The organism is Bacillus sp. VA15 (assembly GCF_055721145.1).
The window spans coordinates 614,450-627,156 of record NZ_JBVQPQ010000002.1; the positions used below are offsets into that span (position 1 = coordinate 614,450).

Sequence of the window (12,707 nt, forward strand, 5' to 3'; positions counted from 1 at the left end):
TGTATGAGTACAGTTTACACACTCAACATGAAAGGAAAACGAGAGAAAGATGAGAATTTGATGAGAAATCATCAGTCTTCATACACAATGTTTGCAACCTTTCCCGTGTAGGCATTTATTTTCACAGTCGCTTCTTTATCATCCGGAAGATCAACATCCACTTCAAAGATGAGAGTGCCCTCACTTTTTTCGAGATCTGCGTCATCCGCTGTCCCGCCCGTTTCTCGCTCAGCAATTGTTTTGGCTTCTTTTTTCGTAATCGGTGTTTTTGGTTGATCTTCACCGATGATTCGATCGGCAGACACGACTGCTTTTGCCTGCATGTCTACCTTCACTTCGTATGTTTCTCCATCTTCTTTTTGAATGGTATATGTGGCAACACGATTCTGTTGTGTTTGTTTTTTGACGGTTCCCGGCACCCGTTCAAGCGCGAGATGCTCGGCTTCGTTTTCTGTCATGGCAGATGGATTCAACGCTTTTACTCTGTTCATCGAAAGAATGTCAGCCGATTTTGCGTCAGTTTTTATAAAATAAGTTCCCTTTGGATTTTCAAGGGTCATATCATATGTTTTTTTATCCTTTGATTGTGTTACTTTCGTGACCTCACCTTCATAAGAGGCTTCGACTTTTTTTACGACAGCCTCCTTTGACAGTACATCCTCATGGGTTTGCCGAATGATGAGAAACGCACAGATGATGACGGCTAAAACCGCTGCTGCAGCAGCAGATGCTACTTTGATTGTTTTGTTCATCGGCCTCCCCCATTCTGTTCTCTGAATTGTATGGTGACAGCTGTTCCTTGTCCCGGCTTGCTTTTGACAGACAGCTCAATGCCGTGTTCATCGGCGATTTGCTTGGCAATGGAAAGGCCTAAACCCGTCCCGCCTGTTTTTCTGTTTCGTGCCTCATCCGCCCGGTAGAACCGTTCGAACAGGTGCGGGATATGCTCCTCAGGTATTCCGATGCCTTCATCTCTCACAGACAGAAACGGCCGTCCATTCCTCGTTCCGGCTGACATCACAATGGCTTTTTCACTATACTTTATGGCATTATCAAGCAAAATGGTCAGCAGCTGCTTGATCCGTTCTTCATCAGCTGTTACAAGCAGGCTCTCCTTATCTGTTTCAAGCAAAATGTCACGCTGATAGGCGGGCTGGAGCGTTTGCATGACGGCGCGCGATACTTTAACCAGATCGATTGTTTTCAGGTCAAGCTCAAATCCTTTATGGCTTTTGGCCAGCGCCAGAAGCTGATTGGTCAATTTTTTCATATGCACCGCTTCTGAGTGAATGGCTTCTATCGATTCCTCAAGCACTTCCGGCTTTTTTGCCCCCCACCGCTTCATCAGGCTGCTGTAGCTTTCTATAATCGTGAGCGGAGTTTTCAATTCATGTGAAGCATCTTGAACGAACTGCTGCTGTTTATCGTAATGCTCTTTCAGCATCATCGCCATCTCATTAAATGTCAGCCCCATCTGATATAACTCGTCGTGCGACTGTCCTTCCAAGGAAATCGTTTTGAATGCTTTCTCCCGCTGTATGTCTTTCATCGTCATCATTAATCGTCTGATCGGATTGATGATATGGCGGGCCAGCAAGCTGCCGGCAAAAAAAGAAGCGATACAAACAGCAGCACTTGCAGCGATTAAAATGATTTTCAGCAGAAACAGACTCTCTTCTGTGTTCTCCAGCCTTTCAACCAGCTGAAGAGATACCACTTGCCCATCGGTCCAAATAACCGGAACAGCAGCTTCAGCAAACAGTTTGCCGTCATGTTTCCTTACATCTGCCGTTTCCCCGCTGTGAAAAGAGAGTGGAAAATCTTTATACCCTTTTTCTTTTGTCATGGTCATGACGGCTTTTTGGTCACCATTCACTACACGAACCATGCCGTTTGCTGGAAGATAGGCCTGCAGCATGTCCTGCAAAGCCACTCCTTCTGTTTCAGCAGCATGCAGCGCTTCGGCAATGTTATCCGTCTCATCTGCAAGCCGGGCTGCATCCTTTGAGGTCAGCGCGGACGAAAAAATGAGATAGACTGCGGTATGGACCAAAATTAATAAAATCAACAGCGATATTGATGTGTACAGATGAATCTTGGTCTTCAGCTTCATCGTTTACCCCTTAATGGCATAGCCGACCCCGCGAACGGTATGTATCAGCTGTTTTTCGTAAGGATAGTCCAGTTTTTTTCTAATGTATCTGATGTAGACGTCCACGACATTTGTATCACCGATATAATCAAATCCCCATACCGAGTTTAGAATCTGCTCCCGTGTCAGCACTTGCTGCGGATGCTTCAGCATATAGACGAGCAAATCAAATTCCCGGGGCGTTAATTCCACCTCTTTGTCTCCGCGTCTCACTTCACGGGTTTTTTCGTTCACCCGCAAGTCGTCATATGTAAGAAAGGTGCCAATATCTTCTGTTTTTGTTCCATTTTGGCGCAGCGCCGCCCTGATTCTCGCAAGCAATTCCTCGATTTCAAACGGCTTGGTGACATAATCATTCGCACCGATGTCCAGCCCTGTTACCTTATCAGGGATACTGTCGCGTGCCGTTAATAAAATGACCGGTGTCTGCTGATCCGTTTTTCTCAAGCGGCGCAGCACTTCCAGGCCGCTAAGTCCCGGAAGCATGACATCAAGAAGCACTAAGGAATACCCGCCTTCCGCGGCCGCATTCAGTCCTTCTGTGCCATCGTGTTTAATAGTGACGCTATATCCTTCATATTCCAATTCAAGCTGGAGCACCCTGGCAATTTTCTCTTCATCTTCCACAATTAATATGTGCCCTTTTTCCAAATTTGATCATCCTCTCCTGTCCCTATATGAAAAAAATGATTTCATTGTTTACAAAATGAGTCTTATCATCTATTATGATGTCAAAATAAAAAATTGTATACGGAAAGCACTAGGGGTGCTGTTTTGGCTGAGATAAAGCGCGCAAACACGCGCTTTGATCCCTTATGACCCGATCTGGATAATACCAGCGTGGGGAAGTGCAGGTTGACCGAATGGTGTATTTTTTTGTGCGCTTAATCGATCTATGACTGCATATTCCCTTAGGATATGCAGTTTTTTATTTTACAAAAAAAACAGGAGGTCGGAGAAATGGATCATATTTGTGGTACAAGCAGAATTGCCGGGTTTCGGTTCTCTTTATACCCGATGACGGATGATTTTATCGGTGTGATCAAGTCTGCGCTAAAAAAAACAGACACATCTAAAGTTTGGACGAAAACCGACCATATCAGCACAGTTCTGCGCGGATCGATTGATCATGTATTCGACGCTGCCAAAGCCATTTATCTTTATGCGGCGAACAGCGAAAAACACATCGTCATGAACGGCATGTTTTCCATCGGATGCCCGGGCGATACACAGGGAGATACATATCTTTCCGCGAACGATAAGCGTGTCAATGAAGATGCTGTCCGAAGCCTAAACGCGGAAGCGCCGTGCCAATTTGCGCTTTATCCGATGAATGAGCCGGATTATATGGGCTTGATCATGGAAGCTGTCGATATTGCGAAAGCAGAAGGCACCTTCGCACAAGGTGTCCATTATGCGAGCGAGCTTGACGGAGATGCGCATGACGTGTTCAGAACACTGGAGGCCGTTTTCCGCATGGCTGAACAGCAAACAAACCACGTAACCATGACTGTGAATCTCTCGGCTAACAGTCCATCAAGAAAAAACAGAAAGCAGGGATAAAATGAAAAGCTGGAAAGTAAAAGAAATTGTCATCATGTCCGTTATCAGTATCGTTTTTGCCGTTGTTTATTTATTATTCACGCATTTCGGAAACGTACTTGCAGGTATGTTCGGGCCAATCGCCTATGAACCGATTTACGGCATTTGGTTTATCGTTTCTGTCATCGCCGCGTACATTATTCGAAAACCGGGTGCGGCGCTAGTTTCTGAAATCATTGCCGCTCTCGTAGAATGCTTGCTGGGAAATCCGTCTGGCCCGATGGTCATCGTCATCGGCATTGTACAAGGTCTCGGGGCTGAGGCTGTATTTCTCGCGACACGCTGGAAAGTATACTCTCTGCCTGTACTTCTGCTGGCAGGAATGGGATCTTCAGTAGCCAGCTTTATCTACGATCTCTTTGTTTCTGGCTATGCAGCCTATTCACCAGGTTATCTTCTTATTATGCTTGTCATCCGTCTGATTTCCGGCGCGTTGCTTGCGGGGCTGCTCGGAAAAGCGATCAGTGACTCTCTCGCTTATACGGGTGTGTTAAACGGAATGGCACTCGGAAAGGAACTGAAAAAGAAACGGAAGCAGGCATCAGAACATGCAAGCCTTTGATGACCTCCTGACGGTTGACCAGCTCAGCTTCTCTTATGAAGAAGACGAGAAACCGGTATTTCAAAACATTTCGTTTGAGCTTCAAAAAGGAGAATGCGCTTTATTGTTAGGGCCGAGCGGGTGCGGAAAAAGCTCGCTCGCCCTTTGTTTAAACGGTCTTTACCCGGAGGCTTGCGACGGCATACAGTCCGGACATGTATTTTTATTTCAAAAGCCGGTCACTGGTGCTGAAACCTCCGAAACAATTGCTCAGCATGCCGGGGTCGTCTTTCAGGACCCGGATCAGCAGTTTTGCATGCTGACGGTGGAGGACGAAATCGCTTTCGGGCTAGAAAATCTGCAGGTTCCGAAAGAAGAGATGGCGGAGAAGATTGATGCCGTATTAGAAAAATTACGCATTACCCATTTAAAAGAAAAAACAATATCTGCACTGTCAGGAGGACAAAAACAAAAAGTGGCTCTCGCCTGTATTTTGGCGATGGAGCCTGAGCTTATTATGTTAGATGAGCCAACTTCTTTATTAGATCCTTATTCAGCTCGGGAATTCGTTCACATGATGAAAGATCTTCAGCAAGAAAAAGGCTTCAGCCTCCTCGTCATTGAGCACCAGCTTGAAGAATGGACGCCTTGGATTGAGAGAACGATTGTACTGGACAAATCAGGGAAAAAAGCGCTCGATGGCCGGACGAAAGATCTATTTCAGCACGAAGCGGAAACCCTAAAGGAGTTGGGCATCGCGATTCCAAAAGTGTGTGGCCTGCAGGAAAAACTCAGTATGCCGTTTACTTTATCAAAAGAAACGCTTTTCAAAGAACCCTTTGCTGGGCATGCCGAAAAGAAGGAAGCTCCTTCTGGGAAGAGTGTGCTGGAAATCAGCGGCCTTTCGTTCGCAAGAGGACAGCAGACGATTTTCAAAAACATCAGCTTTTCATTGCGCGAAGGCTCTTTGACGACGCTTGTCGGCCCGAACGGCACTGGAAAATCAACACTCTTATCCGTCCTCGCCCGTCTGATGAAGCCGAAAAGCGGCAAGATTCTTCTATATGATAAGCCGCTGCAATCGTATAAAGAAACTGAACTGCGAAAACGAATGGGATTTGTTTTTCAAAACCCGGAGCATCAGTTCGTCGCCGGCACAGTATATGACGAGCTGCTGTTCGGCCAGAAAGTAAATGCTGAAACTGAGAAAAAAGCGCAGCACCTGCTGCATCGTTTCGGTCTTGCGCATTTGGCTGATCATCATCCGTTTGCAATCAGCCAAGGGCAAAAACGGCGCCTGAGCGTCGCTACCATGCTCATGCATGACGTAAAGGTTTTATTATTAGACGAACCAACCTTTGGCCAGGACGCCCGTACGGCGGCTGAATGCATGGACATGATTCAGCGTATCAAGGCAGAAGGAACCGCTGTCCTCATGATTACACACGATATGGAGCTTGTGTCTTCGTATGCCGACAGCGTGCTAGTGCTTCACGATACGGGCCTGGCCTTTGACGGATCTCCAGCGCAGTTATTTTCTCAGGAAACTGGGCTTGTCCAAAAAGCAAAGCTCACCCTTCCCCTTTTATATGAATGGATGGCATATCAAAAGGAGGTGCGTGATGAAGCAGCCGTTACATCTCATTAATCCGACAGTGAAAGCGGCCGCCGTTTTTTGCTGTGTTGTCATGCTGTCGTTTATTTACAATCCTTACACTCCTGCGTGTTTTTATATCATCATTGTTGCGGGTATCCTATTGGCGGCCAAAATCCCATTGAAAAAATGGTTTTTGTTTACGATTCCGTTTTTGATTTTGGCATTCGGATGCGTATGGACAGCCGCTGTTTTTGGCAAGGTTCCGACAACTCCGGATAATTTCTTATTTCAAGCCGGTCCTATCTCGATCAACAGCGATAATGTATCTGTCGGCATCTCTCTCGGGTTTCGTATTTTGTGCTTTTCTGCCTTATCGATGATGTTTGTTTTTACAACCGATCCGATTTTATTTATGCTGAGCCTTGTCCAGCAGTGCAAGCTCTCACCAAAGCTCGCATATGGCGTCATTGCAGGCTTTCGTTTTCTTCCGCTATTAAAGGATGAGGTCCAGCTGATCCAGCAGGCTCACAAGATCAGAGGAGGAGCGGCGGAGAGCAGCTTCATTGAGAAAATCAGCGCGTTAAAGCGGTATACCATCCCGCTTTTGGCAAGCGCCATTAGAAAAGCGGAACGGACAGCGCTTGCGATGGAATCGAAAGGTTTTACTGGAAGCAGAAACCGGACATATTACCGGACACTAACCGTCAACCGGCGCGACTGGCTGTTCTTTTGCCTCGTTCTCTTGTTATTCGCAGGATCTTTTCTCGTATCTTTCTGTTTTGCCTCATAAAAAATCCGCTATCGGCGATAGCGGATTTTTTCTTATTGATGATAGTTTAATGCCTGGGCAAGATTGGTTTTAATTGTAATATTCGAAAAATCAATCCCCAGCTGTACAGCGGTTTGCGCAATTTCAGGCCTGATTCCTGACAGGGTTGACCTAACACCGATCAAATTGAGCGCCTCGATCAATTTAAAGATTTGGTGTGCTACCATCGTATCAACCACCACAACACCTGACAGATCGATTAACAGATGCTCCACACGTCTTTTTGCACAAGCCTGAAGCGTGTTTTCCAGAATAAACTTTGCCCGTTCTGTATCAATGTCACCGACAAGCGGAAGCAGAGCTGTTGATTTGCTCAGGGTAATGATAGGCGAGCTTAATTCTAGTATCATTTCTCTTTGGGCGTTTAATTGCTGTTTGGCATTCATTTCAGCGTGATCGACGAAGGTATAAATGGTAAAATCAAATACTTTTACAATCAAATCTGCCCATTTTTGTTTCTCTCCCGATTCAAACGCCGACTCGTTTTCTTCTGCGAACTTCTCAAAATACTTCGTATATAATCTCCGGTTTCTCATAAACTCCCGAATGACATACTGAACCGGAGTGTCAAGATGCTTTTGATCGTTCGTCAGCTCAATGACCCACTCTTGAAATTCTTCGAGAAATTGTTTTTCCGGTAAAACATACATGTAATTCAGATGCCGATAAAATTCTCTATCCTGCTCTTTCAATTCTTCCGTTACAGAAGCATTATGTAAGGCGTAAAGCGAATTCGGATCGCTTTCCTCCATCGTTTCAATCCATTCCTCGGCCATTTGTTCAACATGTTCTGAAAAAAATGCATATAATTTTTCATTCAGTTTCATCACACTGCTCCTTTCCCCAACACTATTATAACTTGACTAACAGCTGAATCCCAGTCATACATGCTGAAGCCATCCAATATTTTGAAAATTACTAATTCTTTGGGTTGTATCCTATTTTTTCAAAATGCTTCAAATGGCTCTGTCCGAGCGGTTGATTTTTTCATATAATATGAGGCAACACCCTTGAATCCACTTGAAAGCATAAAAAAGGAGGGCTTTTTTATGAATGGTGAAATCCGCTTGATCCCGTATGTGACGAATGAGCAGATCATGGATGTAAACGAGCTTCCTGAGGGCATTAAAGTGATTAAGGCGCCAGAAATGTGGGCAAAAGGGGTAAAAGGCAAAAATGTAAAAATTGCTGTATTGGATACGGGCTGCGACACAAGCCATCCTGATTTAAAGAACCAAATCATCGGAGGAAAGAACTTCACGGATGATGACGGCGGCAAGGAAGATGCGATCTCCGACTACAACGGACATGGCACACACGTCGCTGGAACAATTGCAGCTAACGATTCAAACGGCGGCATTACCGGGGTCGCGCCTGAGGCAAGCCTATTGATTGTAAAGGTTCTTGGCGGTGAAAACGGCAGCGGACAATACGAATGGATTATTAACGGCATTAACTACGCGGTGGAACAGAAAGTCGATATCATCTCAATGTCCCTTGGCGGACCAAGCGATGTGCCAGAGCTGGCAGAAGCAGTGAAAAACGCCGTCAAAAACGGAGTGCTTGTCGTTTGCGCAGCGGGAAATGAGGGTGACGGAGACGAACGCACAGAAGAGCTTTCCTACCCTGCGGCTTATAATGAAGTCATCGCGGTCGGATCTGTTTCGGTAGCGCGAGAATTATCAGAATTTTCTAACGCGAATAAAGAGATTGACCTTGTGGCTCCCGGAGAAAATATCTTATCCACTCTTCCTAACAAGAAGTACGGTAAGCTTACCGGCACTTCAATGGCTGCTCCTCATGTCAGCGGAGCGCTTGCTTTAATCAAAAGCTATGAAGAAGAATCATTTCAAAGAAAGCTTTCTGAATCTGAGGTTTATGCACAGCTGATCCGCAGGACTCTTCCGCTTGATATTGCTAAAACGCTGGCAGGCAATGGATTCCTGTATTTAACTGCTCCTGATGAGCTGGCAGAAAGAGCAGAGCAATCACATTTGATGACCCTATAAAATTATTTTTCTTATATAACATAAACCAAATATTGTAAATAAAATTTCAAATTCTATGTTGACAGCGAATTTGAATTACTGTTAAGATTACCAACAAATGATTCAACTTTTCAAAAAATTAATAACATTTTCTCTTATCGAGAGTTGGGCGAGGGATTGGCCTTTTGACCCCAACAGCAACCGACCGTAATTCCATTGTGAAATGGGGCGCACTGCTTTTCGCGCCGAGACTGATGTCTCATAAGGCACGGTGCTAATTCCATCAGATTGTGTCTGAGAGATGAGAGAGGCAGTGTTTTACGCAGAAAAGCCTCTTTCTCTCATGGGAAAGAGGCTTTTTATTGTGAGAAAACCTCTTAGCGGCCTGTATCCGCGGGTTAACGAGAGTGTTTTACATATAAAGGAGGAGAAACAATGACAACCATCAAAACATCGAATGTAGGATTCCCGAGAATTGGACTGAACAGAGAATGGAAAAAAGCACTTGAAGCGTATTGGAAAGGCAGCACTGATAAAGATACGTTTTTAAAGCAAATCGACGACCTATTTTTATCCGCAGCAAAAACACAAATTGACCAGCAGATTGATGTTGTGCCTGTTTCTGATTTCACACAGTATGACCATGTACTCGACACAGCAGTCAGCTTCAACTGGATTCCGAAACGGTTCAGACATTTGACTGACGCTACCGATACATACTTTGCTATCGCCCGCGGAATAAAAGACGCCGTATCCAGTGAAATGACAAAATGGTTTAATACAAATTACCATTACATCGTTCCGGAATATGACGAGAGCATTGAATTCCGCCTGACAAGAAACAAACAGCTCACAGATTACCGCCGGATCAAACAGGAATACGGCGTTGAAACAAAACCTGTGATTGTCGGCCCTTATACGTTCGTCACGCTTGCTAAAGGCTATGAACCGTCTGAAGCAAAAGCAATCCAAAAACGCCTTGTGCCGTTATATGTACAGCTTCTGAAAGAGCTTGAAGAAGAAGGCGTAAAATGGGTTCAAATCGATGAGCCGGCGCTTGTTACAGCTTCTGCCGAAGATGTCCGCGGCGCAAAAGAATTATTTGAAAGCATGACTAACGAGCTTTCATCCTTGAATGTGCTTTTGCAGACGTATTTTGATTCTGTTGATGCTTATGAAGAGCTGATCTCTTACCCGGTACAGGGAATTGGCCTTGATTTCGTTCACGATAAAGGCAGAAACCTGGAACAGCTGAAAACACACGGATTCCCAACAGACAAAGTGCTAGCAGCCGGCGTTATCGACGGACGCAACATTTGGAAAGCGGATCTTGAAGAACGTCTCGATGCCGTTCTTGATATTCTCAGCACTGCAAAGGTTGATGAACTGTGGATTCAGCCTTCCAGCAGCCTGCTGCATGTTCCGGTAGCGAAGCACCCTGATGAGCATTTGGAAAAGGATCTGCTGAACGGATTATCCTACGCAAAAGAAAAACTAGCCGAGCTGACAGCTTTGAAAGAAGGTTTAGTATCAGGAAAAGCGGCGATCAGCGAACAGATTCAGCAGGCGAAAGCTGATATTCAGGCGCTCAAACAGTTTGCAACAGGCGCAAATTCTGAACAAAAGAAAGAACTTGAGCAATTAACCGATAAAGACTTCAAACGCCCGATTCCGTTTGAAGAACGTTTAGCCCTGCAAAATGACTCTCTCGGCCTTCCGCTTTTGTCGACGACTACGATCGGAAGCTTCCCGCAGTCTGCTGAAGTGCGGAGCGCACGCCAAAAATGGCGGAAAAATGAGTGGTCTGATGAACAGTACCAAGACTTTATCAATGCGGAAACAAAACGATGGATTGATATTCAGGAAGAATTGGATCTTGATGTGCTAGTGCACGGTGAATTTGAACGGACAGATATGGTCGAATACTTTGGTGAAAAGCTGGCCGGCTTTGCCTTCACAAAATACGCTTGGGTTCAATCATACGGCTCACGCTGTGTCCGCCCGCCAGTCATTTACGGAGATGTTGAATTCATTGAACCGATGACAGTGAAAGACACGGTATATGCACAGTCCCTGACATCCAAGCATGTGAAAGGAATGCTGACCGGTCCTGTTACAATCTTAAACTGGTCTTTCCCTCGAAACGACATTTCGAGAAAAGAAATCGCCTTCCAAATCGGGCTTGCCCTTCGCAAAGAAGTAAAAGCGCTTGAAGACGCAGGCATTCAAATTATTCAAGTGGATGAACCGGCGCTGCGCGAAGGCCTTCCATTAAAAACCCAAGATTGGGATGAGTATTTGACTTGGGCGGCAGAAGCATTCAGATTAACCACTTCTTCCGTGAAAAACGAGACGCAAATTCATACACATATGTGCTACAGCAACTTCGAAGACATCGTCGATACGATCAATGATCTTGATGCCGATGTGATTACAATCGAACACAGCAGAAGCCACGGAGGATTTTTAGATTATTTAAAAGACCATCCGTATTTGAAAGGGCTAGGCCTTGGTGTATATGACATTCACAGCCCTCGTGTACCGTCAACTGAAGAAATGTACAACATTATCGTTGACGCGCTTGCCGTCTGTCCGACTGACCGCTTCTGGGTAAACCCAGACTGCGGATTGAAAACAAGACAGCAGGAAGAAACAGTTGCCGCATTGAAAAACATGGTTGAAGCCGCAAAACAGGCAAGAGCTCAGCAGACACAGCTTGTATAAAATAGAAACCATCTGTCTTTGGCAGATGGTTTTTTCTATTAGAAAGCGGAAATCGGTTTCCGATGCTTCCCGTCCCCTTCTATTAATATTTTGGCTGTTCCATTTTCATCAAATTCCACAAGGCTCAATGATGTATCATGTATGTAAGCAGAATTCCATATGTCATGAACGCGTCTTCCCTTTATGATATTTAACAGCATTAATATAAAGACAGAATGGGTAACCAAGAGAACATTACCGGAAGAATGGCTGTCTAAAATAGTTTGGAGAGCTAGCCTTACCCGGTTTTCAAAGTCAAAAAACGTTTCACATCCCTGCTGGCGATAAGCTTCGGGATAATGAAAATAAGCATGAAAAAGATCTGGTTCGTCCCTTTCAATATCTTCTTGTTTTTTCCCTTCCCATGAGCCCAGTGACATTTCTCTGAACATATGATCTTTAACCAGCGGGAGCCTCCGCGATCCCAGTACGGTTTTTGCTGTCTCTTCTGTCCGCTTGCTCGGGCTGATGTATACCTGATTCAATTCAATATCCTTCAGACGCTCCCCAAGAGCGCGGGCGTTATACAGTCCAAGTTCTGTTAAATCAGAATCCAGCCAGCCCTGCATCCGTTTTTCCACGTTCCATTGAGTCTGTCCGTGCCTGGCAATATATAAATGCAGCATCATTACCCCTCCTCTTTTCTCCTCTTATCTTAGCAAATCCCCCAAATACTTTGTTTATTTTGCACTTTTTTGAGAATGTTCTTTGCCCCTTTTTCGGCTATACTTATAACACTCAATTGACAGGAGGGTTTGGGATGAATCATAAAAAGTTCCTAAAGCGGGCTGTCGATCTTGCTCGTGATGGGGTGAATGCAGGAGTTGGCGGGCCTTTTGGAGCCATTATTGTGAAAGACGGATCCATTATTGCAGAGGGGCAGAACAACGTCACAACAAGCAATGATCCGACCGCCCATGCGGAAGTGACAGCTATTCGGAACGCCTGCAAGGCACTTGGAACATACCAGCTTGATGACTGCATTTTATATACGAGCTGTGAACCATGCCCCATGTGCTTAGGCGCCATCTACTGGGCCCGGCCCAAAGCTGTTTACTATGCAGCGGAGCACACAGATGCTGCTGAAGCCGGATTTGATGATTCTTTCATTTATGAAGAAATTGATAAACCTGCTGAAGAAAGAACGATCCCCTTTTATCAAGTGACGCTGACGGAGCATTTATCCCCGTTTCAGGCATGGCGGGATTTTGCCAATAAGAAAGAATATTAAAAGG

Annotated in this window: 12 protein-coding genes and 2 riboswitches; of the genes, 7 read left to right on the forward strand and 5 right to left on the reverse strand. The window is 45.2% G+C overall.

Going from position 1 to position 12,707, the window contains the following annotated elements; translation table 11 throughout:
• Positions 1-71 precede the first annotated feature (71 nt).
• Genes AC0DBE_RS08035 through ykoG form a run of 3 tightly spaced genes read right to left on the reverse strand, consistent with a single transcriptional unit; the run spans position 72 to position 2,803 of the window.
• Positions 72-752: a PepSY domain-containing protein gene (locus AC0DBE_RS08035; RefSeq protein WP_061187332.1), complete on the reverse strand. Its 681-nt coding sequence runs from the start codon at positions 750-752 to the stop codon at positions 72-74.
• Positions 749-2,113, reverse strand: a complete 1,365-nt coding sequence (gene ykoH, locus AC0DBE_RS08040) for a two-component system sensor histidine kinase YkoH (protein WP_087987176.1) — start codon at positions 2,111-2,113, stop codon at positions 749-751. The genes AC0DBE_RS08035 and ykoH overlap by 4 nt, the downstream gene beginning before the upstream one ends.
• Positions 2,114-2,116: 3 nt before the next feature.
• A complete protein-coding gene (gene ykoG, locus AC0DBE_RS08045) occupies positions 2,117-2,803 on the reverse strand; it encodes a two-component system response regulator YkoG (protein WP_014113546.1) in 687 nt (228 codons plus the stop codon).
• 101 nt (positions 2,804-2,904) lie between these two features.
• A riboswitch (TPP riboswitch) is annotated at positions 2,905-3,016 on the forward strand.
• Between the two features lie 96 nt (positions 3,017-3,112).
• On the opposite strand from ykoG, the gene AC0DBE_RS08050 reads away from it, so the two are divergent.
• From AC0DBE_RS08050 to thiX, 4 genes are read left to right on the forward strand one after another with little or no spacing between them, the layout of a single operon-like run.
• Positions 3,113-3,715, forward strand: a complete 603-nt coding sequence (locus tag AC0DBE_RS08050) for a YkoF family thiamine-binding protein (protein ID WP_472961722.1) — start codon at positions 3,113-3,115, stop codon at positions 3,713-3,715.
• A 1-nt stretch (position 3,716) separates the two neighbouring features.
• On the forward strand, positions 3,717-4,316 hold the full coding sequence (locus AC0DBE_RS08055) for an ECF transporter S component (protein WP_014113544.1): 600 nt from the start codon (positions 3,717-3,719) through the stop codon (positions 4,314-4,316).
• On the forward strand, positions 4,303-5,943 hold the full coding sequence (locus AC0DBE_RS08060) for an ABC transporter ATP-binding protein (protein ID WP_472961725.1): 1,641 nt from the start codon (positions 4,303-4,305) through the stop codon (positions 5,941-5,943). The genes AC0DBE_RS08055 and AC0DBE_RS08060 overlap by 14 nt, the downstream gene beginning before the upstream one ends.
• Positions 5,918-6,682: an HMP/thiamine ABC transporter permease ThiX gene (thiX, locus tag AC0DBE_RS08065; RefSeq protein WP_088679459.1), complete on the forward strand. Its 765-nt coding sequence runs from the start codon at positions 5,918-5,920 to the stop codon at positions 6,680-6,682. Before AC0DBE_RS08060 ends, thiX begins: the two co-directional genes overlap by 26 nt.
• 32 nt (positions 6,683-6,714) lie before the next feature.
• Here thiX and rsbRB read toward each other — a convergent pair whose 3' ends face one another.
• On the reverse strand, positions 6,715-7,548 hold the full coding sequence (gene rsbRB / locus AC0DBE_RS08070) for an RsbT co-antagonist RsbRB (RefSeq protein ID WP_014113541.1): 834 nt from the start codon (positions 7,546-7,548) through the stop codon (positions 6,715-6,717).
• Between the two features lie 222 nt (positions 7,549-7,770).
• Here rsbRB and isp point away from each other — a divergent pair, with 222 nt between their 5' ends.
• Positions 7,771-8,730, forward strand: a complete 960-nt coding sequence (isp, locus tag AC0DBE_RS08075) for a serine protease Isp (RefSeq protein WP_014113539.1) — start codon at positions 7,771-7,773, stop codon at positions 8,728-8,730.
• Positions 8,731-8,861: 131 nt separating this feature from the next.
• Positions 8,862-9,017: riboswitch (SAM riboswitch) on the forward strand.
• Between the two features lie 127 nt (positions 9,018-9,144).
• On the forward strand, positions 9,145-11,433 hold the full coding sequence (gene metE, locus AC0DBE_RS08080; RefSeq protein ID WP_472961728.1) for a 5-methyltetrahydropteroyltriglutamate--homocysteine S-methyltransferase: 2,289 nt from the start codon (positions 9,145-9,147) through the stop codon (positions 11,431-11,433).
• A gap of 38 nt (positions 11,434-11,471) precedes the next feature.
• Here metE and AC0DBE_RS08085 read toward each other — a convergent pair whose 3' ends face one another.
• Positions 11,472-12,098, reverse strand: a complete 627-nt coding sequence (locus AC0DBE_RS08085; protein WP_014113536.1) for a histidine phosphatase family protein — start codon at positions 12,096-12,098, stop codon at positions 11,472-11,474.
• Between the two features lie 134 nt (positions 12,099-12,232).
• Between AC0DBE_RS08085 and guaD the strand changes: the two genes are divergently transcribed.
• A complete protein-coding gene (gene guaD, locus AC0DBE_RS08090) occupies positions 12,233-12,703 on the forward strand; it encodes a guanine deaminase (RefSeq protein ID WP_061187325.1) in 471 nt (156 codons plus the stop codon).
• Positions 12,704-12,707 lie beyond the last annotated feature (4 nt).

Bases quoted from the DNA above. Each gene is read 5' to 3' on its own strand.
- AC0DBE_RS08060 (WP_472961725.1), top strand. From the start codon at position 4,303: ATGCAAGCCTTTGATGACCTCCTGACGGTTGACCAGCTCAGCTTCTCT.
- isp (WP_014113539.1), top strand. From the start codon at position 7,771: ATGAATGGTGAAATCCGCTTGATCCCGTATGTGACGAATGAGCAGATC.
- AC0DBE_RS08085 (WP_014113536.1), bottom strand. From the start codon at position 12,098: ATGCTGCATTTATATATTGCCAGGCACGGACAGACTCAATGGAACGTG.
- AC0DBE_RS08050 (WP_472961722.1), top strand. From the start codon at position 3,113: ATGGATCATATTTGTGGTACAAGCAGAATTGCCGGGTTTCGGTTCTCT.
- ykoH (WP_087987176.1), bottom strand. From the start codon at position 2,113: ATGAAGCTGAAGACCAAGATTCATCTGTACACATCAATATCGCTGTTG.
- metE (WP_472961728.1), top strand. From the start codon at position 9,145: ATGACAACCATCAAAACATCGAATGTAGGATTCCCGAGAATTGGACTG.
- rsbRB (WP_014113541.1), bottom strand. From the start codon at position 7,548: ATGAAACTGAATGAAAAATTATATGCATTTTTTTCAGAACATGTTGAA.
- AC0DBE_RS08055 (WP_014113544.1), top strand. From the start codon at position 3,717: ATGAAAAGCTGGAAAGTAAAAGAAATTGTCATCATGTCCGTTATCAGT.
- AC0DBE_RS08035 (WP_061187332.1), bottom strand. From the start codon at position 752: ATGAACAAAACAATCAAAGTAGCATCTGCTGCTGCAGCAGCGGTTTTA.
- guaD (WP_061187325.1), top strand. From the start codon at position 12,233: ATGAATCATAAAAAGTTCCTAAAGCGGGCTGTCGATCTTGCTCGTGAT.
- thiX (WP_088679459.1), top strand. From the start codon at position 5,918: ATGAAGCAGCCGTTACATCTCATTAATCCGACAGTGAAAGCGGCCGCC.